This is a genomic window from Microcoleus sp. S13_C3 (genome assembly GCF_036700905.1).
Lineage (GTDB): Bacteria > Cyanobacteriota > Cyanobacteriia > Cyanobacteriales > Microcoleaceae > Microcoleus.
In genome coordinates this window covers 1-21,709 of the sequence record NZ_JAUBPT010000139.1, presented here as the reverse complement: position 1 = coordinate 21,709, position 21,709 = coordinate 1, and the positions used below count along the sequence as shown (strand labels likewise).

General features: G+C 46.3%; 16 protein-coding genes. 7 read left to right on the top strand and 9 right to left on the bottom strand.

What is annotated here, in order from left to right; genetic code table 11:
- Nucleotides 1-187: 187 nt before the first annotated feature.
- The 6 genes from QUA16_RS28230 to QUA16_RS28205 all read right to left on the bottom strand — a co-directional run bounded on the left by QUA16_RS28230 (nucleotide 188) and on the right by QUA16_RS28205 (nucleotide 7,940).
- Nucleotides 188-775 (bottom strand): REP-associated tyrosine transposase, encoded by a 588-nt coding sequence (locus tag QUA16_RS28230; RefSeq protein WP_333105490.1) that lies wholly within the window; start codon nucleotides 773-775, stop codon nucleotides 188-190.
- Between the two features lie 147 nt (nucleotides 776-922).
- Nucleotides 923-1,372 (bottom strand): EVE domain-containing protein, encoded by a 450-nt coding sequence (locus tag QUA16_RS28225; protein WP_333105489.1) that lies wholly within the window; start codon nucleotides 1,370-1,372, stop codon nucleotides 923-925.
- Nucleotides 1,369-3,729 carry an FHA domain-containing protein gene (locus QUA16_RS28220; protein ID WP_333105488.1) on the bottom strand — a complete coding sequence of 787 codons (2,361 nt, stop codon included), beginning with the start codon at nucleotides 3,727-3,729 and terminating at the stop codon, nucleotides 1,369-1,371. The genes QUA16_RS28225 and QUA16_RS28220 overlap by 4 nt, the downstream gene beginning before the upstream one ends.
- 117 nt (nucleotides 3,730-3,846) lie before the next feature.
- Nucleotides 3,847-5,667 carry an ABC-ATPase domain-containing protein gene (locus QUA16_RS28215; RefSeq protein WP_333105487.1) on the bottom strand — a complete coding sequence of 607 codons (1,821 nt, stop codon included), beginning with the start codon at nucleotides 5,665-5,667 and terminating at the stop codon, nucleotides 3,847-3,849.
- Nucleotides 5,668-5,878: 211 nt separating this feature from the next.
- Nucleotides 5,879-6,916, bottom strand: coding sequence for a M28 family peptidase (locus tag QUA16_RS28210; RefSeq protein ID WP_333105486.1), 1,038 nt, complete (start codon nucleotides 6,914-6,916; stop codon nucleotides 5,879-5,881).
- Nucleotides 6,917-7,361: 445 nt separating this feature from the next.
- On the bottom strand, nucleotides 7,362-7,940 hold the full coding sequence (locus tag QUA16_RS28205; RefSeq protein WP_333105485.1) for a hypothetical protein: 579 nt from the start codon (nucleotides 7,938-7,940) through the stop codon (nucleotides 7,362-7,364).
- A gap of 793 nt (nucleotides 7,941-8,733) precedes the next feature.
- On the opposite strand from QUA16_RS28205, the gene QUA16_RS28200 reads away from it, so the two are divergent.
- Together QUA16_RS28200 and glgP are read left to right on the top strand one after the other, a co-directional pair.
- Nucleotides 8,734-11,631: an EAL domain-containing protein gene (locus QUA16_RS28200; protein WP_333105484.1), complete on the top strand. Its 2,898-nt coding sequence runs from the start codon at nucleotides 8,734-8,736 to the stop codon at nucleotides 11,629-11,631.
- A gap of 389 nt (nucleotides 11,632-12,020) precedes the next feature.
- Entirely contained in the window at nucleotides 12,021-14,579 is a 2,559-nt protein-coding gene (gene glgP, locus QUA16_RS28195) for an alpha-glucan family phosphorylase (protein ID WP_333105483.1), read from the top strand.
- Between the two features lie 859 nt (nucleotides 14,580-15,438).
- Here the strand turns inward: glgP and mnmG are convergent.
- From mnmG to QUA16_RS28180, 3 genes are all read right to left on the bottom strand, one after another.
- Nucleotides 15,439-17,355, bottom strand: coding sequence for a tRNA uridine-5-carboxymethylaminomethyl(34) synthesis enzyme MnmG (gene mnmG / locus QUA16_RS28190; protein ID WP_333105482.1), 1,917 nt, complete (start codon nucleotides 17,353-17,355; stop codon nucleotides 15,439-15,441).
- A gap of 76 nt (nucleotides 17,356-17,431) precedes the next feature.
- Nucleotides 17,432-17,785: a transcriptional regulator gene (locus tag QUA16_RS28185; protein WP_333105480.1), complete on the bottom strand. Its 354-nt coding sequence runs from the start codon at nucleotides 17,783-17,785 to the stop codon at nucleotides 17,432-17,434.
- Nucleotides 17,775-18,146 carry a type II toxin-antitoxin system RelE/ParE family toxin gene (locus QUA16_RS28180; protein WP_333105479.1) on the bottom strand — a complete coding sequence of 124 codons (372 nt, stop codon included), beginning with the start codon at nucleotides 18,144-18,146 and terminating at the stop codon, nucleotides 17,775-17,777. The genes QUA16_RS28185 and QUA16_RS28180 overlap by 11 nt, the downstream gene beginning before the upstream one ends.
- A gap of 517 nt (nucleotides 18,147-18,663) precedes the next feature.
- Here QUA16_RS28180 and QUA16_RS28175 point away from each other — a divergent pair.
- The 5 genes from QUA16_RS28175 to psbB all read left to right on the top strand — a co-directional run bounded on the left by QUA16_RS28175 (nucleotide 18,664) and on the right by psbB (nucleotide 21,557).
- The gene (locus QUA16_RS28175) at nucleotides 18,664-18,897 is read left to right on the top strand and encodes a type II toxin-antitoxin system Phd/YefM family antitoxin (protein ID WP_333105478.1); all 234 of its coding nucleotides are present in this window, start codon (nucleotides 18,664-18,666) and stop codon (nucleotides 18,895-18,897) included.
- The gene (locus QUA16_RS28170) at nucleotides 18,894-19,064 is read left to right on the top strand and encodes a hypothetical protein (protein ID WP_333105476.1); all 171 of its coding nucleotides are present in this window, start codon (nucleotides 18,894-18,896) and stop codon (nucleotides 19,062-19,064) included. The genes QUA16_RS28175 and QUA16_RS28170 overlap by 4 nt, the downstream gene beginning before the upstream one ends.
- An 18-nt stretch (nucleotides 19,065-19,082) precedes the next feature.
- On the top strand, nucleotides 19,083-19,283 hold the full coding sequence (locus tag QUA16_RS28165; RefSeq protein WP_333105503.1) for a PIN domain-containing protein: 201 nt from the start codon (nucleotides 19,083-19,085) through the stop codon (nucleotides 19,281-19,283).
- A 216-nt stretch (nucleotides 19,284-19,499) separates the two neighbouring features.
- Entirely contained in the window at nucleotides 19,500-19,829 is a 330-nt protein-coding gene (locus QUA16_RS28160) for a hypothetical protein (protein WP_333105475.1), read from the top strand.
- Nucleotides 19,830-20,027: 198 nt separating this feature from the next.
- Nucleotides 20,028-21,557 carry a photosystem II chlorophyll-binding protein CP47 gene (psbB, locus tag QUA16_RS28155; protein ID WP_333105474.1) on the top strand — a complete coding sequence of 510 codons (1,530 nt, stop codon included), beginning with the start codon at nucleotides 20,028-20,030 and terminating at the stop codon, nucleotides 21,555-21,557.
- Nucleotides 21,558-21,709: the final 152 nt, after the last annotated feature.

The window sequence follows — 21,709 nt, the reverse complement described above, 5'->3', positions numbered from 1 at the left end:
ATCTTGCCTGTGAAATCCTTGTGGCACAGGCATCTTGCCTGTGAAATCCTTGTGGCACAGGCATCTTGCCTGTGAAATCCTTGTGGCACAGGCATCTTGCCTGTGAAATCCTTGTGGCACAGGCATCTTGCCTGTGACTGAAGCTTGGGCGGGCAAGATGCCCACCCCACCAGAAATTCAGAAAAAGCTAAACTTCATACATTTGCCAGAAAAAAGGATATTCCTCTGGAGTCAGTGAAAGACCAGCTTTGACAGGATTTTGCCTAATATATTCCCAAAAAACCTGAAATTCTCGTTCATCTCTGACAATGTGGTCATGTCTCTCATCCTGCCACACAGTACCAATATGCTTCATCACCTTGGGAATTTGTTTAGAACTGTAGCTTTTCATACTGTGCAGAATGCTGCTGAGCGACCATAATTTATTATCCGACTTTGCTAAAGGCTGCATTAGCATATGCACATGATCTGGCATTACAACTAAGCAAAATATTTGATACCTTTGCCTATCAAAAAACTTGCAAGCATTGAGGACAACTTGCCTCGCAGCCGGAGTTAATTCCAGCTTTTCCCAAGTATTAAAAGTGATGAAATAGACCGCTCCTTCTAACTCCCAATGAGGTAAATTTCTGTAAGTAACTTTTAATTGAGCATCTCTGAGTTTAAGCGGCAGACTAGAAGCCTGTCCCACAAAAAACTGATATTGACCTGTGGGGTGGGCATCTTCCCCGCCCAAATCCTGATTGCTTGCCTGACTCAAATTTTCGCGAATCATATGACTAAGTACAACCGCAACTTTGTATAAAATAGCCTAAAAAAAGCCAAATTTCAAGACCATTACCGAGGATTTTTGTAAAGTCTTTAAGCATTGTGGGGTGGGCCGAAGAGCCCGCCCCAAATATGCAAGTTAAATGGTCACAACTCATCTCATCTTCAAAATCTTCTCAGCAGCAACTTCAGATACCGGCATCACCGATAACCGATTGCCTTTCCTCACCAGCAAAATCTCATCAGCACTAAACTTTTGTTTCAGTTCATCCAAAGATATTAACTTAGCAAATTCCTCAACAAACTCAACTCTCACAGTTTGCCAGCGAGGCGCATCCACCTGCGATTTAGCATCATGATATTCGCTATTAACATCGAACTGACTCGGATCGGCAATCCCTGTTTCCACGACGCGCATTAACCCGACAATTCCCGGAAATTTAGTATTAGAATGGTAAAAAAATACTAAGTCTCCCCGACTCATTTCTCGCATAAAATTGCGCGCTTGATAGTTGCGAACGCCATCCCAAATGGAAGTGCGATCGCCCTTCAAATCCGCAATACTATAAACATCGGGTTCCGACTTCATTAGCCAATAATTCATACAATATCCTTCCGCTTCTGCAACCACAGAGTCAACATCAAATAAACGAAAATATGCACGCACAAAATACCCCAATTTAAACCCAAATTTTCCCACGTTGGATCGTAAACAGGAGTAGGCTCAAACGGCTGAGTAAGCGTACTCCCGTCCGGTAATGTAGTAGGCGCGGGAACCATCCCATTCACATTAACTAAAGAGCCGTAAGCACCCACAGACCAGCGGCTTAACATCAGCCAAGAAAACTTGCTCGCCGCACCTTCCATCTTAAACAAAACTCCCGAAAAAATAATCTGAGGCAACAATAATAGAGGCAAAGCGCTATTAGCTTGAGAGCTATTTTTGACAATCGCGGAAACGACTAATCCAAGGCTTATGCAGCTCATCAAAGTTAGGAATGTGGTAATACTTGCCCCCATCGCCCAGGAAATCAAACTCGGTTCGGGGGATTTAAAAGCAATCAGAATAACTCCTACCATTAACAGCGTTTGCAATACTGCCAAACCAGAAAGTATAAAAATTTTTGAACCTAAATAAGCAAACAATCCTAAATTGACCAAACGTTCGCGCAGATAAATAGCAGATTCTTTGACAATTTCTTGCAGAGAAGTTGCCAGCCCTACCCAAATCGCCGCACAGGTAAATACAAATAAAACTCGCAACGCCAAAGGTGCTAAAGTTGCCTCCGGCACTCCAATTAACGGGTCTTTATCTCTGACGGCTAGCCGCAGCAAACTAATGCCGATCGGAGCCGTTAAAAGAGCTAAACTCAAGTTAACTAAGTCGCGGGAAACGAGTTGAAAATAGCGATGGGAAAGCAAAACGAGTTGTTTTACAAAAGATTGATATTTTGGTACAGAAGGTGCAGAAGGTATTTTTGCATTAGCCTGGCTTCTGCTGAAGTGGTTGACAATATAGCGCTGATAGTAGGGAGATATATTAAACTTTTCTGCCCAGCTTTGAACGTTGATTTCTCCTGTTTCTAATTCGTTGTAAATGTCTGCAAAATCGCCAGTTTTGATATCGAAAAAATCGAGCGCTTCCCTAGGCGGGCCGAAGTAACAAAGGCGTCCGCCGCGACCCATAAAAACAATCCGATCGCACATCGTGATATTTGCCGTCGCGTGAGTCACCAGAATCACCGTCCGGCCTTGATTTGCCAACTTTCGCAGCAGTTGCATCATCTTCTTATCCAAACCCGGATCGAGTCCTGAAGTCGGTTCGTCTAAAAAGAAAAGTTTCGGGTCCGCTAACAGTTCAACTCCGATGCTGACCCGCTTCCGCTGTCCGCCGCTAAGCTGTTTTACCAAAGCCTTGCGACGGTGAGTCATTTCAATATCTTCTAAAGTTTTTGCGACTACCTGCTTGACATCTGTATCGGGAGGTAAGCGCAATTTAGCTGCATAACTCAAGACTTCTTCTACTGTCAAATCTGCGTGTACAATATCATCTTGAGGCACGTAACCGATTTGATTGCGGTAAATATTGAAGTTTTGGCGCAGGTTGTCGCCGTTGAGAAACACAGCGCCGTTAGTAGTTTTTTCGATGCCTAAAAGCGTCCGCATTAAAGTAGATTTACCAGCGCCGCTACCGCCGACTAAAGCCACAAACTGCCCCGGTTCGATCGCCAAAGTGATGTTATCCAAACGCTTCGGAATCACCAGACTGTCAGCATCCAAACGAATTTGATGGCCGGAGTCTTGCATCTGCAACTCACCGCTGCGGTAAGTTAGAGTAAACGGGCCAATCCGAATTGCATCTCCCTCGGACAACTGTACAGAATTTGTCACTCGCTGACCGTTAACAAAAACCCCGTTAACGCTGTGGTCTCGCAAAATATAATTACCGCGACTATCTTGGTCGATTGTGGCGTGGCGTCTAGAAACAAGCGGCGCATCTAATTGCAGCGAAGCGTTTGGATCGCGACCCAACAAAACCGACCGATTCTTAAGAGGAATTGACTGCTTGCTAGGGACAGCAACCTGATTCGTCAGCGGATTAAAATAACTCAGCAAAACTTGATTTTGAGGAGCGAGACCGATTTTAATTTCTGTGCCGTTTTTCAGACAATAACCGTCATTGGGAGTGATGCGAGTGCGATCGACAAATAAGCCATTAGTGCTCGGCCGCTGCCCGTCACCGTCGTAAATCCAGTAATTATCCCCAATTTGGCGCAAAACAGCGTGAACGCCGGAAACTGCGCGCCAGGGTTCGGGAATGACTAAATCAGCACGAGTGCGATCGCGCCCCAATACGTGCTGCTGCTGTTTTAACTCTAACTGTAAAACCTCACCTTGATTGCTTAATACTAAATACGGTCGATCGCTTAAAGCAGTCAGTTGTCCTATATTGCCTGTCATACTTCAATCGCGGTTTTTGCACTCACTTTTGTCAGCATATCAAAAAGTCATTAGTCATTAGTCATTAGTCAACAGTCATTAGTCAACAGTCAACAGTCAACAGTCAACAGTCAACAGTCAACAGTCAACAGTCATTTTGGCAACAACCGACAAACTGCGAAGCCGATTAATTGCCGCCGCCAATTCAAACCGTCGAAACATGGCAAAATCCCCTTCAGGAAAAGGCGATAAAATATCCATCCCCTGTGCGTCAATATCCGCCATCACCAAATCGATAATTTCCGACAAAGTGCGTTTTCCGTCCATGTATTGCTGCTTAGCATAAACCATTGCCGCAGCGATCGCCCTTAACTGTCCGCTGTCCACAATTTGCTCAACATAACCCAAATCAATCTCCTCAGTTCCGAAAGCCAATTCATCAACATCCCGCACCTTCACCCGCACATCTCGCCGTCCCCGACTCGGATCTAAACTAGCAGGAATCGGCACTCTTTGAGTAATATCACCAAAATTTTCTCCCCCTTCAGCAGCACGGCTAATCGAGTAATTTTTAGCAATCTCTTTAGCTTCTTCCGTCACATTATATGCTTGAAAATTTTCCAGTGCAATCACCGTATCCGCCACATCAAAATAATCACCGCTTCCCCCCATGACTAAAATAGTCGATACGCCATAATCCGCATACAATTGTCTCACTTTATCAATAAACGGTGTAATCGGTTCCTTATCCTTAGCAATGAGTTCCTGCATTCTGCGATCGCGAATCATAAAATTAGTGGCCGCCGTATCCTCATCCACCAATAAAACAGGCACTAAATCCTCTTCATAAATTAATCCGTGTATCCGTGTCAAAATCCGTGTCGTGCCTTCCTTCTTCCTTCTCCCCACTTCCAAAGCCTCAATAATATTAGCAGCTTGCGACGTGCTACCGCTCGCATTTTCCGTATAAAATTGTGCAGTATCTCTACCTTGCGGCAAGTGGTTAATAAAAGGCGAAATATCAACTCCCGCAACACTTCTGCCATCTTCCGCTCTAATTTTAACCGCCGCCGGATTAGTCACCACAAATTCCCTTCCATCTCCCGGAATTCGGTTGTAAACTCCCAACTCAATCGCCCTGAGTAAAGTTGATTTGCCGTGATAGCCGCCCCCAACAATCAAAGTAATACCAGTGGGAATACCCATACCGGAAATCAAACCGCGATTCGGACAATTAAACTCAACTCTTAATGACGGCGGCGACTGAAAAGCCACAGCATTATTTAACAAAGGACTGTTGTCAACACCGCTGCGGCGGGGTAAAATAGAACCATCAGCAACAAACGCAACTAATCCTTTTTCAGCTAACTGCTGCCGCAGCCAGTCAGCATCTTCTACAGTTTCAACGTGACGGCGACATTCAGCCGCATTTAAGTTAGCATACTTCAGAGATCGACTGACAATTTGCGGAATATCTTCGCACAGCATTTCAGCAGCTTGTCGCCCTAAAATACTGCGTCCGCCCGCTGGAAGTCCGACGGCAAATCGCAGTTCAACTCCTCCTAAATCTCCGATATCTGATCTAGCTGAGGAAATGATAAATGCGGAAGTTCGCTCTAAAACTTCTTGTCCGAACCGAGTCACTGCAATCATACCGCTTTTCCCAGTGCCGCGTTTGCTGCTGATGCTGTGGGCGGCTTTGTCAAACTGGCGAGTTAGGTAATCTCGCAAGGCTATTTCTCGACTGCGAGAGTTGAAAAGTTCGCCAGGAATTTGAGCAATGTTTGGCGGAACTCTGACTCTAAATTTACTGGGAGAAGCAAACGGATCTCCCTGCACGTAATCAATAATTAATGTGAATTCAGAAAAGTCGTAATTACCTTGAATATCTTTGTAGGCTTTGTAGCCTCGATTGTCTAGTTGCAGTAAATGCCGTTGCAGGCTTTCTTTGTTAGTCATTAGTTATTAGTTATTAGTTATTAGTTATTAGTTATTAGTTATTAGTTATTAGTTATTAGTTATTAGTTATTTAGCTGGTTCCTAGGCTCTGCCTAGGAACAGATTTCCAGAGGCTCTGCCTCGCTTGCTTTGCGTGGGGAAATCGGAGGCAGAGCCTCCCGCTCTGCGTTACCAGGAAGAGCCTGGTAACGAGTAGATTACCGATTACCAATTACCTAATTTCCAATAATTTAGCCGTGGCATTAACAACAATTTGAGCAGAACCGGCGAAAAAAGCTCGATCGATAGTTGCTAATGTATCGCTAGATTGGTGATAGTGAGGCGATCGCAAATTTGCAGTATCCGTCACCAACACAGCACCAATTCCTTTATACCAGAAAGGCGCGTGGTCGCTGCGTAAAACATCGGGAGTCAGCAACCCTTTCAGGGGAACCGGCAGTGCCACCACCGCAGGCAAATCGGCTTTTCCCGACTCCGCAAAACTTTTCAATAGCAGCGGATGTTCCGCATCCCCAATTACAGCGATAAACTCGCCTTTGTCGGGAGATTTTACCCCCGATGCTTCTAGAAAAGGTTGCGCTGTCAATCCTTCGGGATATTGCTGGCATCCGGGGGTGCGGCAGGCATAACCTACCATATCTAGGACAATGGCTCCCTGCAAATTTTTTAACCGCGCCTCGCTACCGGTGAATGCTAAACTGCCTAAAAGTCCGAGTTCTTCCCTGTCGAAAAATGCTATTTGCAATGTCCGAGGCGTGGGGCGAGAACCCAGCAATCTTGCTACTTCTAAAACTACTGCAACTCCCGTCGCATTGTCGTCAGCGCCTGGGGAGTTCGGTACAGTATCGTAGTGTGCTGCGACTAAAATTGCACCGGCGTTTGAGTCAGTGCCTTTTCTCTCAGCGAAGACGTTGATTCCGCGATCGAACGGCTGGAACTCTTGGGAAATTCCTAATGTTTGCAGTTGTTTAGAAATGTAGTCTCTAGTAAAAGAGCGAGCTCGTTCTCCCTCGCGTTCTCCTGCTAAAGTCTCGACGTGTTTCCACAAGCGGGACGGGTCGATTTGGGGCTGAAAAAAACTATTTTTTTCAGCAGGAAGCGGTAAGGGAGACGGGTTTTGAGAAGTGTGGATAGTGCGATCGATCCCAACTTCGGGTACACCCGACAACCGCTGCCACGAGTCAGAACGCCAACCCACAGCCGTCACCGCAACCAGAATAAATAGCGCTATCCAAATCAATTGTTTCATCAGTAAGTCTATTTGAAATTTTAGACACGGCTTACGCACTCCTCATTCCCATCAACAGGGTTTTTTAGCGGAAGCGAGGGCTGCCACAAAGTCTTTTCGTAAAACCCGGTTGATGCGTTCATAACTGTTATATAGCGGTTCTCAAGCGTGGTGAGGTATGCCCTATGCCCTATTCCCTATGCCCTATGCCCATGAGTACCTCATATGAGAGCTCGAAAGGCTATATTTGAGATTTTAGATTGACACCAGAGTTAAAAATCAACCAGTTTCAAAAAATGAAACTCAAAAATCTTAAACTTAGCTGCGGCAGAGGCAGTTTTTTATTTTTTCTCTGAAAAAGCAGGTAAAAGCCTTGGGATGTTGCCGTCGAATCTGTCTTGCTTATTGGAGCCTGCGACGGCGACATTCAACTCACTAATTTACCTTAAAAATTAACAATGCAAAACTACTTTTTTTCCCATTCAATCTTTTTATTCTCCAATATCAACCCGCTGCTGCTGGGAACAGCGTAAGGAATAGTTGTTGCAGAAAATTTGACTACTTGAGTTGGTTGTTGAAACCACTCGGAATAACTCGGATTGAGTTGGTCGTAGAGTGCTTTTAAAGCTTGGATTTCTGCCTCTAGCTGCGCTGCTGCTTGATTGATTCTGCGAGCTTGTGTTTGCAAGCGCTTTTCCCCGGTTTGAACTTTATTTTCTAGTTCTTGCCAGTGCTCTCCGGCCACCACTTTTTCTAGTTCACCTTGCTTGTAATTGAGTAAAGCCTGTTTTTGTTGCAGTTGCTTTTCAATATTTTTAGTCTCTCGGTCAATTTCCTGGATTTGCTGCAACCACTGCTCCCCAAAAGCAGCAGTTTGCTGGTGGAACTCGGCAATGGCTTCAGGAGTATTGTTTTTGGGAAAACTGACTGCCACTCGGCACTCAGAGCGCTGTACGCCAAGTTTTTCCCGCGACTCTTGCAGGGCGGTAACTTCTGCTTGCAGCGCGCGGACTTCTTTTTGGAGTTCTGGGATGGTCTGACTCATGGGTTCAATTAGTGGACCTCTGCATCGATTTTAAGCTAATTGTTTATTTTTCTAACAAATCCCGATCGCCTCCTTGCGGGAATTATCTAATTTTAGCGCGCTTCCACCCGATGTCTAGGCAGAATGGCGGATAATTTGTGGCACAATGGCTGATGACACATTTTAAATTAAGATTTAAATTATAATAAGTTATAAAGCTAATTTATTATCTGAACAACATTTAATTCACAAAACCACATAAATTAATGGTGGCTGGCTTTTCCTAGGGCGGAGAGAGTGGTGCTAAACTTTGTTAGATTTATGGATCATAAAAAGATTTATTTGAAATTAGGGAATAGAGCCAATGAAAATATTTTTCCAATTAATCTTGGGATATTTCGCGGTTGCTATGTTGGGTGTGGAATGTGGCATAAATCCAAAAATATTACCGACAAGTCTAGGATATGGGCATGGCACTAGCCCAGGAGAAGAGATTTTGATTGGGTCTCAGAAACATAGCTATTTGCGAGCCGCATCTCGCCCCCTTACTTCTGCAATCGCCGCATTATTTTTGGATAAATTATCCCAAATTGAACCAATAAAATTACCGACTTACAATTATATACCATTTCAGGAAAATCCTCTAAAAGAACCTACTATTAGGTTAACAGTAATTGGTTATCCTCTGGTTGTTATGTGTTTATTGATCTCATTATTGATCGGGGGGAAGACAGTAAATAGCTTATCCAAGACGATGAGGTTAATCAAGCCCAAGTCTGAAACAGAGAATGACAACCTACCAAAAGGAGAAAAAATGTTGTATCCAAAAAAAGAACAGGATATCTGGCATACTATTGCCCAAATTACCCAAGATTTGCAGCAAACTGCCGAATATGCCCTGGATATTTGCGAGGAAATGAACGTCTCCATAATTGCGACCACCCCCGGCGGTCATATCCTGTCGTTAAACCAAGCTACCTGTCAACTTTTGGGATACTCTAAAAAAGAGTTGTTAGGCAAACCAATAGCCGGACTTTTCAAGAAAAGTGAATCACCGGCACAGGAGTTAGAGTTAGCAAGTTTAACAGCAGAAAATTCTGTCCGCAACGTCGAAAAAGTCTACCTTTCTAAACACCGAAAAAAAATAATTGTACAGCTTTTTATTTCAATTATTCGCGACGGTCACGGCCAGGTCAGAGGCAAGTTATATATAGCACAAGATATTACTGAGCGCAAGCGGGTCGAAAGAAATTTGCGACGCAGTGAAAAAAAGTTTCGCCAACTGATAGAAACTGTTAATGCTGTTGCGTTTATCTATCACCGCAGACAGTTGCGCTATGTCAATGCTCAGACAGAAGCTCTGACAGGATATACTCGTGAAGAATTGCTAGCGTTGGATTTATACGACTTAATTCATCAAGATTTTCTAGAAATAGTTAAACACTGGGGTAAATCCAGCCACGCGCGCTCAACTGCAGGCTCTAAATATGAATTAGTAATAGTCACGAAAACTGGAAAAATGCGCTGGATTGAAGCAACGGTAGATATTATAAAATTTGAAAAAAAAGCCTCAATATTAATCACAGCGTTTGACATCAGCGATCGCAAATTAGCCGAGTTAGAACTAGAAACATCTCTTTCGTTGCTTCAAGCAACCATTGAATCTACTGCTGACGGTATTCTGGCGGTTGACACTGGAGGAAAAGTTGTCAGCTTTAACCGTAAATTTGCCGAAATGTGGCAGTTGCCGGATTTGCAGGTTGATTCGAGAGATAACAACCCAATTTTGGGGTTTGGAATCAACCAGTTAAAATACCCGGAAATATTTCTCAACCGTGCTAAAGAATTGTGCGATCGCCCCGCAGCAGAAAGTTACGATCTCATCGAGTTGACAGATGGCAGAATCTTCGAGCGCTACTCGTTGCCCCAGCGCACGGGAGGCACAATTACTGGTCGAGTATTCAGCTTTCGGGATGTAACGGAACGGGTGCAATCCGAAGAAAAACTACGCAAAAGCGAAGAACGCTTTCACCTCCTGACGCGGGCGACAAATGATGCCGTATGGGATTTTGATTTGTTAAAAAATGAGTATTGGTTGAGCGCAGAATTTGAAAAAGTTTTTGGATACAAACTCAACGAAACTCAGACGATAGAATTAGAATCTTGGTGGTTAAATATTCATCCCGAAGAACGGGAAAGAGTAATGTCAAGCTTCTACGAAACAATGAGCTCAGGCGCTCAATGTTGGTCGGAGGAATACAGCTTTCACCGTGCAGACGGGGGATATGTTTTTGTGCTCGATCGCGGCTATATCATCCGCAATGAAAGTGGCAAAGCAGTAAGGGCGATCGGCACGATCATGGATATCACTCAGCGCAAGCAAGCTGAAGAAATTATTCGCTATCAAGCTGTTTATGACCAACTCACCGGTTTACCGAACCGGATACTTTTTAACGAGAGGCTGCTGGCGTCCTTAAAACAAGCTAAAAAAACCCAAAAGACGCTAGCTGTGATGTTTTTAGACTTGGACAGGTTCAAAAAGATTAATGATACACTAGGTCACGCTGCGGGCGATCGCCTGTTAGAAGGTTTTGCCGGACGCATCAGCGACACTTTGCGATCGACTGACACGGTTGCCCGCTGGGGAGGCGACGAATTTACCATACTGCTTCCCGACATCAATTGCTTAGAAGATGCAGTTAAAACAGCTCAAAGAATACTCAACAATTTAAAGCCACCCTTTAAACTAGAAGGACAACCGTTTCATGTTAGCAGCAGCATCGGCATTGCCCTTTATCCCGATGATGGTGAAGATGCCGAAACTTTAGTCAAAAATGCCGATGCTGCCTTGTACTACGCTAAAGAAATGGGAAGAAATAACTATCAGTTATATACTTCAACACTTAATCCCCACGGCAGCCATTTACTAACTATAGAACACAGACTGCACGAGGCTTTAGAACAGGGAGAATTTGAGGTTTTCTACCAGCCAAAAGTCAATATTACTACTTGGGAAATTCAGGGTATGGAAGCCCTGCTGCGCTGGCAACATCCACAATTAGGTTTAGTTACTCCCGCTACATTTATTCCGATCGCCGAAGAGAACGGACTAATTGTACCTATTGGGGAATGGGTGCTGCAAACAGCCTGCACTCAAAATAAAGCTTGGCAGGATGCTTTGCGGCCAGATTTGCGGGTAGCAGTCAACGTTTCGGCTCGGCAGTTCCAGCAATTTAATTTATTAGAAATGGTAGCGAAATGCTTGGAAAAAACTGGTTTAGCACCCAAGTATTTAGAGTTAGAAATTACCGAGACTACAGCCATGCAAGATGTGGATTATACCACAAAAGTTCTCAGGGAGTTGCAGAATATGGGAGTGCAAATTGCACTGGACGATTTCGGCACGGGTTATTGTTCTCTAAATTATCTCAAAAAGTTTCCCTTGAATATCTTAAAAATAGATAAATCCTTTGTCAGCGGATTGACGACCGATCCGTGCGAACGGGCGATCGCCAAGGCTGTAGCGACCCTGGGGCGAGATTTGAACTTGAGCGTGGTAGCCGAAGGAGTAGAAACTAAAGAGCAGTTGGAGTGTTTGCGCGAACTCCATTGTCAAGAAATTCAGGGCCACTATTTCAGCCCTGCCCTCTCGGCTGGTGAGGCTAGCAAACTTTTGGTAAATTCTCATTTGCGACAAGTGCAAATTGCTTAATTGGGTCGCGACTTACGACTGCGTGAGCTTGTAACGCTGCGTGCAAGTCCTGCGAACGTTACACGTAAAAAGATCGTGCGACCACCGCCGAAACCCGCATACGTCCCGCCGCAGCAGCCGTCGCACGAGCAGCCACTGTAGGAAAACTCGTTGCCGCACTCAAGACAGATCGCCGTCCAGTCGTGATGGCCTGGTGGCGAGGCCTTCTTGCGACAGTTATCGCAGCCGAAAACGGCTAGTTCGCTCACATCGAACGACTTGCGCTTCCGTTTCGTCTGCTTGATGGCATCGTGCATGAACTGGTTAAAACTTAAAATAGTGTGCAGAATAACGGACTTGTACCTAAAGACAGAGGAAAATATCGCTACCCCAACATAAAGGCTTTGTCTATGCAGCCAATTCGTACATTTAACGTTTCCCCGTCGCTACCGACAATTCTCGAACCCCTACGCAAGCTTGCCTACAACTTGCACTGGGACTGGAACGTCGATACCAAAGACCTCTTCCGCCGCCTTGATCGAGACCTCTGGGACTCCAGCAACCAAAATCCGGTGCTGATGCTCGGAACCATATCTCAAGAGCGACTGCAAGAAATGGCAGAAGACGAAGGCTTCATTGCCCAAATGAACCGAGCAGCCCAGCAGTTAGACGATTATCTCAAAAATCGCGCCTGGTACCGCAAACAGCGCGGCACCGAGCAGCAGGAATGCTACGCTTACTTTTCGATGGAATTCGGCTTAGTTAAAGCCCTACCCATCTATTCAGGCGGTTTAGGCGTGCTCGCAGGCGACCACCTCAAATCAGCTAGTGATTTGGGCTTGCCCTTAGTCGGTGTCGGCCTACTCTACCAAGAAGGTTATTTTTCGCAGTATCTCAACGCCGACGGCTGGCAGCAAGAACGCTATCCGCTCAACGATTTCTACAATATGCCGCTGCACCCAGAACGCAACCCCGACGGTTCGGAATTGCGGATTGAGGTGGACTATCCCGGCCGCAAGGTGTATGCCCGGATTTGGCGGGTACAAGTGGGAACGGTTCCTTTGTACCTAATGGATACAAATATTGAACCTAACAGCCGCTACGACCAAGATATTACCGACCAACTGTATGGCGGTGATAAAACTCTGCGGATGCACCAAGAAATCATGCTGGGCATCGGCGGCGTGAAAATGCTCAAGGCATTGGGGCTGACAGTTACGGCTTATCACATGAATGAAGGCCACGCGGCTTTCATGGCTTTGGAACGCATTCGGATGCTGATGGAGGAATATCACCTGAGTTTCGTAGAAGCGGAACAGGTGGTGGTTTCGAGCAGTATGTTTACGACTCACACGCCCGTGCCTGCTGGGTTTGACTTGTTCGAGCCGGATATGGTGATGCACTATCTAGGTCAGTATCCCAAGATGTTTGGCTTGTCGCAAGATGAGTTTTTGGGATTGGGCCGGGAGAATACTGGGGATTTGTCCGCACCTCTGAATATGGCAATTTTGGCAATTAAAATGTCGAGTTTTGTCAACGGGGTGGCGGCTTTGCACGGCGTGGTGTCGCGCCCGATGTTTCAGGGTTTGTGGCCGGGTTTGCCGCAGGAAGAAGTACCAATTACTTCGATTACCAACGGGGTGCACGCTCGCAGTTGTGTGGCGAAGTCTACTCAGGAGTTGTACGATCGATACCTTGGCCCGGACTGGGAAATGACCGGTAAGGACGATCGACTCTGGGATCGGATGTCATCGATTCCTGATGAGGAATTGTGGCGCAATCACGAACGCTGTCGCTCGGAGTTGGTGGTGTTCGCACGGGAGTGGCTGCAAAAGACTTTGCGCGAGCGCGGTGCGGCCCAAACGGAAATCGAACACGCGCGGGAGGCTCTCGATCCGAAGGTGCTGACGATCGGGTTTGCCCGCCGTTTTGCTACTTACAAGCGGGCGACGCTGTTTTTGCGCGATGTCGATCGAATTATGCGGATCATGCGGGACAAAAACCGCCCGGTGCAGTTTGTGATTGCTGGGAAGGCTCACCCGATGGATATTCCGGGTAAGGAATTGATTCGGGATATCGTTCACTTCATCCGCGAACACGACACGATGAGTTCGATGGTGTTTTTGCCGAACTACGACATTAACGTCGCTCGGATGATGGTGTCTGGCTGCGATGTGTGGCTGAATACGCCGCGCCGCCCCCGTGAGGCTTCCGGGACTTCGGGGATGAAAGCTTCGATGAATGGTTTGCCGAATCTGAGCATTCTTGACGGATGGTGGGATGAGGCTGATTATGTTCGCACCGGTTGGCCGATCGGACATGGCGAATTTTACGAAGATACTAAGTATCAGGATGAGGTAGAGGCTAATGCTTTGTACGACTTGATGGAGAAGGAAGTTGTACCGCTGTTTTATAACCGGGATGCTGATGGAATTCCCCGCGGTTGGACGGAGAAAATGAAGGATTCAATTCGCTTGAACTGTCCTTTCTTCAATACTGCTCGGATGGTGAAGGATTACGCGCGGCGGGCATATTTCCCCGTGAGCGATCGCTACCACACCATGACTTCGGATAATTGCGCTCCCGCCAAGGAGTTGTCTCACTGGAAGAAGCACGTTCTCGCGAAGTGGCACGATATTAAGATTGAGGCTGTTGATATTTCCCAGGATAAGGAAGTTAAGGTCAATCAGTCGATCGCTGTTAAATCTCGGATTAATCTGAAGGGATTGACTCCTGCAGACGTGCAAGTCGAACTTTATCAAGGTTCGGTTGATGCTAATGGAAATATCATCGGCGGCGTACCGGTAGTGATGGAGTATTTGGGTGAAGATTCTCACAATGCTAGCCTTTATACGGCTGACATTACTTATACTTCTAGCGGTTTGCAAGGCTTGTCGTTGCGCGTTTTGCCGAAGCACGATAATCTCAGCAGTCCTTATGAAGCTGGCGTGATTCTCTGGGCACATTAGTCAGTAGTCAGTAGTCATTAGTCAGTAGTCAGGAGAATAAAGGAATATTTTCCTAATTCTCCCTCTCTCCGACTCTCCCACTCTCCTTATCGAACTTGGGGAATGACTATTTAGCCGATTGTGCGATCGCCCAATACCACATTCCGCCTATTCCCCAGTACCAGCAGTGATATCATGTCCGATCGAGTTACCGCGATTAAAATCGATTAAAAGGGCGGGTTTTTGAGATTGTCAATTATTGGCAAATATTTTTCGTGAACCCGCCCCTACCGTATTAGGGGTAATCGACCGGACATAATATGAGCGCGTATATAAGCGTATAGCAAGGCATCTCGCTGTTCTTTTAAGGCTTTGAGGGTGGCAACACTGGTGGGGCTTTCGGGGAGGTTTGAACCACCGATGAACGCTGATTATTCTCCGGAATATTTGCGAAATTCAGACTTGGTTCGACGATTGATAAATATCTACAATATACTGGCAGAATTTCATCAATTAGAGTTGACATTCTGCCAGTTTTCCTTATTTTTGGTGTTGCTGAATACAGGTATAAATTCAAGATTTCGGGATTTTTATAAGCCCAGTATGGTGAGTTTTGTAACTTCTGATAAAAGTTGATTTATACCGTGAATCAGCAAAGCCCAGAATCTATATCCCTCAATATGAAAGCAGCCGAACAAAATAGTGGTTTCACAATATTCACACTTTTTCCTACTGCTATTTCATAAAATTGAAGGGAACCTTGAGACACCTCTATAGCGCTTCTCAAAAAAGTGAGGTATGCGCTATGCCCTATGCCCTATGCGCTATGCCCTATGCCCATGAGTACCTCATATGAGAGATCGAAAGGCTATAGTTTAGCTTATTTACCAACACCCGCTGGCTGCTGACGGTTTCGCACTTCCAGAAAAATCAACAAAGCATTAACATCAGCCGGATTCACCCCGCCAATTCTCGCCGCTTGGCCAATCGTCAGCGGTTTCACCTTAGCCAACTTTTCCCGCGATTCTTTCGAGAGAGTTGTAATTGCCATGTAATCCAAATCTGCAGGCAATTGTCGGCGTTCATGTCTGACAATTTCATCAATTTGATTTTGCTGTTTTTGCAGATAGCCAGAATATTTGATATCAATTTCCGCACCATCTTTCTCAGCCAACTTCAGACTAGAATTGCCTAAATTGTACCGTTCCAAATCGACATAATGAAAACCCGGACGACGCAACAAGTCAGCCAGAGTAATCGAACCTTTAATCGCTTGTTGAGTATCAGCCAAAATTGCCTTGCCAATCTCCTCGTGTTCTTTCACCCGCGTCGAGTACAAGCGTTCCTTCTCTGCCACAATATTAGCTTTTTTCCGCTCAAATAACTCCCATCGGCGATCGTCAATCAAACCAATTTCCCGTCCCAGCGGCGTCAAGCGTTGGTCAGCATTGTCCGATCGCAATAATAGCCGATATTCCGATCGCGAAGTCAACATTCGGTAAGGTTCCCGCAAATCCTTCGTACACAAATCATCTATCAGAGTCCCGATATAACTTTGCTCGCGAGGAAACACAATCATCTCCTGATTTTTCGCAAACCTGGCCGCATTAATCCCCGCCACGAGCCCCTGTGCAGCAGCCTCCTCATATCCAGTTGTACCGTTCACTTGACCCGCGCAAAACAGCCCTTCGATCTTCTTAGTCATCAGCGTTGGAAAGCACTGAGTTGCCGGCAAATAATCATACTCCACCGCATAAGCAGGGCGCATCATCTCGCACTTTTCCAAACCCGGAAGAGTCCGCAGCATTTGCAACTGCAAATTTTCCGGTAAACCAGTAGAAAATCCTTGGATATAAAGTTCAGGAATATCTCTACCTTCCGGTTCAATAAAAATCTGGTGACTTTCCTTATCCGCAAACCGTACAATCTTATCTTCAATACTCGGACAGTAGCGCGGCCCCTTCGCATCAACCCAGCCACCGTAGACTGGAGAAAGGTGCAAATTGTCTCTAATTAACTGGTGAGTTTCCGGCGTAGTTCGAGTTAAATAACAAGGCATTTGTTCCCGTTCGATCCAAACTTCTGGATCGAAACTAAACCAGCGAACCACTGCATCTCCCGGCTGCGGTTCCAGGTTAGTGTAATCCAGAGTACGTTTGTCAACTCTTGCCGGAGTTCCTGTCTTTAACCTGCCCGTTTCAAAACCCAAGCGATTGAGAGTTTCCGTCAAACCAACGGCGGCAAATTCTCCGGCACGTCCGGCGGGCATCGACTTATTGCCCACCCAAATTGTGCCACCTAAAAAAGTGCCTGTGGTCAGAATTACTGCTTTGCATTCAAAAGCGACGCCGAAGTATGTTTCTACTCCGATAACTTCTTCATTTTTGCCCAAAACTAAGTCTGTCACCATCGCTTCCCGGATGGTCAAATTGGGTTGATTTTCAACAATATTATTCATTACAGCGGCGTATTCCCGCTTGTCAGTTTGTGCTCGCAGCGCCCACACTGCGGGGCCTCGTGAAGAGTTGAGGATGCGCTTTTGTAAGTAAGTGCGATCGGCCATTTTGCCAATTTCCCCGCCTAACGCATCAACTTCGTTAGTAAGTTGGGTTTTAGCCGGGCCGCCGACAGCCGGATTGCAAGGTTGCCACGCAATTTTGTCGAGGTTGAGGGTGAGGAGAAGGGTGCGACAGCCGAGGCGAGAAGTGGCGAGGGCGGCTTCGCAGCCGGAGTGTCCACCACCTACTACGATGATGTCGAAACTGTCTTGGAATTCTACTGGTGTTTGTGCGGTCATTCGATTTTAGATTTTAGATTTTAGATTTTAGATTGAAGAATAGACATCTGGCAAAATTAGGTTTTAGTTTCCTCAATTAAAACTCTTCCTCTCCATTAGTGTAGCTGCTTTCTTCAAACATCGATGTTAATCCAGTAATTTTTACGGGGGGTCGATCTTTGAATTCTACGACAAATGACAACTCCCCACCCATTGCCGCGATATAACTTTGCAAAGTAGATACCAACAAATCCGCACGGCGTTCGAGTCGCGAGACATTTTCTTGACGCATATTTAATAATTCTGCCATGCGAATCTGAGTAAATTTCCTTGCTTTTCGTAAGTCTTGCAAGGTCATTTCTTCAGCCATTAATTCAACCGATCGCTTTTCGACTATTGCTCGTTGTTCGGGAGGCAAATTTTCCATAATAGTCTTCAGGCTAATTGTCATCTGTTTCTTGCTCCATTAACTTATTCAAATGGTCGGCAAATCTACTATCTGCTATCTTAATTATTTGCTTGTAAAATCGATTCTCACTACTACCCGATTTGTCCCCAGCTACCAACAAAATCGCTTCTCTGCGGGGGTCAAATGCAAAAGCGACTCGCCAAACTCCATCAGCCGCCTGAAACCTAAGTTCTTTCATATTGGTGTAGGTAGAACCATTGAGAGTATCGACGTGAGGACGCTTGAGGTTTGGGCCAAATTCTTGTAACAGTGTGAGTTTTGCTAAAAGCTCTAATCTGACATCAGTGGGGAATTCGGTAAACTCAGAGTAAAAATCAAAGTGAAACTCAATGTTCCATGTCATTTGGATCAATTATGCCTTACATAGCATATTATAGGCAATAGTCGATCGAATAACAATATTTATATGCACGCTGAAAACAACTTTGAAGGCTCGATCGATCGCGAACTCCTTCCCTAAGCGAAGAAAGGTATTTAATCAGAAACCCACGACTGCGAGAGTCCAGGGTTCTTTTGTTGAAGAAGATTTTAGACAGGCGCACGGTATCTCAACCGTACTATAACTCCCCGTGCAGTTCGGGGCACCTTGTCTCTGACAGGCGCACGGTATCTCAACCGTACCATACCTCCCCGTGCAGTTCGGGGCACCTGTCATTTAATACCATTATATAGTGTATTAAAAGGTTTGGTAAAAGATCGATCGCTCATAATTGGGGCATATTAATTGAGATTAAGATGATGCGATCGACTGCAAACGACCAAAGAGGCAAAATTACCGCAACCCTAACCGTTACGAACCGCTTAAAATCGATGTACGGCAAGTCCCTGTCCCCTAACCTGCCACCAACCCTACTAACACCATGACACAGATCGCCCTTTCCGACCTTCCCGAAACCATCCAAGCCCTACTCACCCAAGCCATACAAACAGGCGAACCCCTCACCATCGCCCAAAACGATCGGCCTGTTGCCATTATCTCCCCCATCCGAAAAGGTAAACGAGCAGCCTTCGGATCTGCCAAAGATAGTGGCAAAATTATCGGAGATATCATCGAGCCAACCTCTAACCTCGTAACTTGGGATGTCCTGTCATGAAATTCTTACTAGATACCCATATTTGGCTTTGGTATCGTCTTGGAAATCCTCGCCTATCAACTACTTTACAAACGGCGATCGCTAACGAAGAAAATGAACTTTGCTTAAGTCCCATTAGCATTTGGGAAACCCTACTACTCGCCGAAAAAGGAAGATTAACCCTATAACCTACACCAGAAAAATGGATTCAAAAAAGCCTACAAGAACTCGACACAAAAGAAGCAATCCTCACCAATGAAATTGCCATTCTGAGCCGTCAACTAGATATAATACACCAAGACCCCGCCGATCGATTTATTGCCGCCACCGCCGTTCATTATGGACTAACCCTCGCCACCGTCGATGCCAACCTAACCCAAGCTACTTGCCTAAATACTCTAAGCTAATCCAAAATTTTGCACACTGCAAACAACTTTGAACGCTCGATTTAGCTCGATCGCAACTTATCTGACAATTCTGTAGATTCCTCCCCAACAGCTAGCAGATTACCTATATCTTCTCGGCTCTCGCTTCGTGTCCTTCACGTCTTCGCGGTTCACTAATTCGGTAAGCTTGCAGTTTTGCGTTATGTTAGACAAAAAAATCTCAACAAGCGTACACAAGTGAAATACTTCTTCTTATCCGACGGCTGGAAAGTTGGGCGCGTGTGGGGCGTTGGCGGCGAGTGGACTCACGCCGCCTGGAGACGCCAGCCAGACATCCAACAGCTCAACCTCTGTCTTTCCGATCGCAACGAAAAAATGTGGCTCTACCGCGTAGAAGACGCTGTACTCATGGTAGAAGTCCAACCTGCCGTCTCTCCCGATCCTGCCGATCCCGCCAAAAATATCGGCAACGTTAAGCTCACCAGACTGATCGATGCCGAGCAAGTCCTCGAACGCCTCGGGACGATCGCCGCCCGCTGCGAAATGGGAAACCCGCAACTAATGTAATGCTCAACATATTGCAATCGGTTCTAACACTCGATACACTTCTTTAAATAACTTTCATTTTTATGCCTCCACCTTTGAAGGTAGATGGCAGTCGGCAAAAGGCAGAGTTTAAGCCCTGCAGGTAACTGCTGGGGATTCAGAATCTGATTTTTCCGTAAAAATAGACATCATCACTTACACCTTGGAGAACCGCAGTCAATGGGACTACCCTGGTATCGCGTACACACAGTCGTCTTAAATGACCCAGGCCGATTGATTTCTGTACACTTAATGCACACTGCCCTCGTGGCAGGTTGGGCCGGCTCAATGGCCCTTTATGAACTAGCAGTTTTTGATCCCACAGACCCAGTTCTGAACCCGATGTGGCGTCAAGGGATGTTCGTGTTGCCCTTCATGACTCGCTTGGGAGTTACGGGTTCTTGGGGCGGTTGGAGCATCACTGGCGAAGGTAACGTCGATCCGGGCTTCTGGTCCTTTGAAGGCGTCGCCGTCGCTCACATCGTCCTCTCAGGCCTGCTGTTCTTAGCAGCAGTTTGGCACTGGGTATTTTGGGACTTAGAACTTTTCAGAGACCCTCGCACCGGTGAACCAGCCCTCGACTTGCCAAAAATGTTTGGCATTCACCTGTTCCTCTCCGGCTTGCTTTGCTTCGGCTTCGGCGCATTTCACCTTTCGGGACTTTTTGGCCCCGGAATGTGGGTGTCCGACCCCTACGGCCTGACCGGTCACGTCCAGCCAGTGGCGCCTTCTTGGGGCCCTGAAGGCTTCGACCCGTATAATCCGGGCGGCATCGTGGCTCACCACATTGCAGCGGGCGTAGTCGGCGTAATTGCCGGTTTGTTCCACTTGACAGTGCGGCCGCCGGAACGTCTTTACAAAGCCCTGCGGATGGGGAATATCGAAACTGTACTTTCTAGCAGTATCGCTGCCGTATTCTTTGCAGCCTTTGTGGTTGCCGGTACGATGTGGTACGGTTCTGCTGCAACTCCGATCGAACTTTTTGGCCCGACTCGCTATCAGTGGGACAGTGGCTATTTCCAACAAGAAATCGATCGCCGAGCTCAAGCTACCTTAGCCGGTGGCCAAGGCTTCCAAGAAGCTTACGAACAAATTCCCGAAAAATTGGCTTTCTACGACTACGTGGGCAACTCTCCTGCTAAAGGCGGTTTGTTCCGGGCCGGCGCGATGGTCAATGGCGACGGTATTGCTAAATCTTGGCTGGGCCATCCAGTATTTACTGACAGCGAAGGTCGGGTATTGTCGGTTCGCCGCCTCCCCAACTTCTTTGAAACTTTCCCAGTAATTTTGACGGACAAAGATGGGGTCGTTCGCGCTGACATCCCCTTCCGCCGTGCTGAATCAAAATACAGCTTTGAACAAAGCGGAGTTACCGTCAGCTTCTACGGCGGCGAACTTAACGGTCAAACCTTTAATAATCCTCTAGATGTTAAGAAGTTTGCTCGCGCTGCTCAAAAGGGTGAAGTATTTGAATTTGATCGCGAAACCTTAAACTCGGACGGGGTGTTCCGCACTTCGACTCGCGGTTGGTTCACTTTCGGACACGTTTGCTTTGCTTTGCTGTTCTTCTTCGGCCATATCTGGCACGGTTCTCGGACTATTTTCCGCGACGTGTTTGCTGGAGTTGAGGCTGACCTGGAAGAACAAGTCGAGTGGGGCCTGTTCCAAAAACTGGGCGACGTGACCACCAGAAGAGAAGAACCTCTCTAAATTTCGCCAGCCTCTGGGTAGGGGGGAAACTTCCCCGCTACACAAAAACCCGGTTTCTTCAAGAAACCGGGTTTTTTTAGGATCGCGAATTAAATAACTTACAATTTTAATTGTTATTGTGGGATGGGCGTCCCGCCCGTCCTTTTTGGACG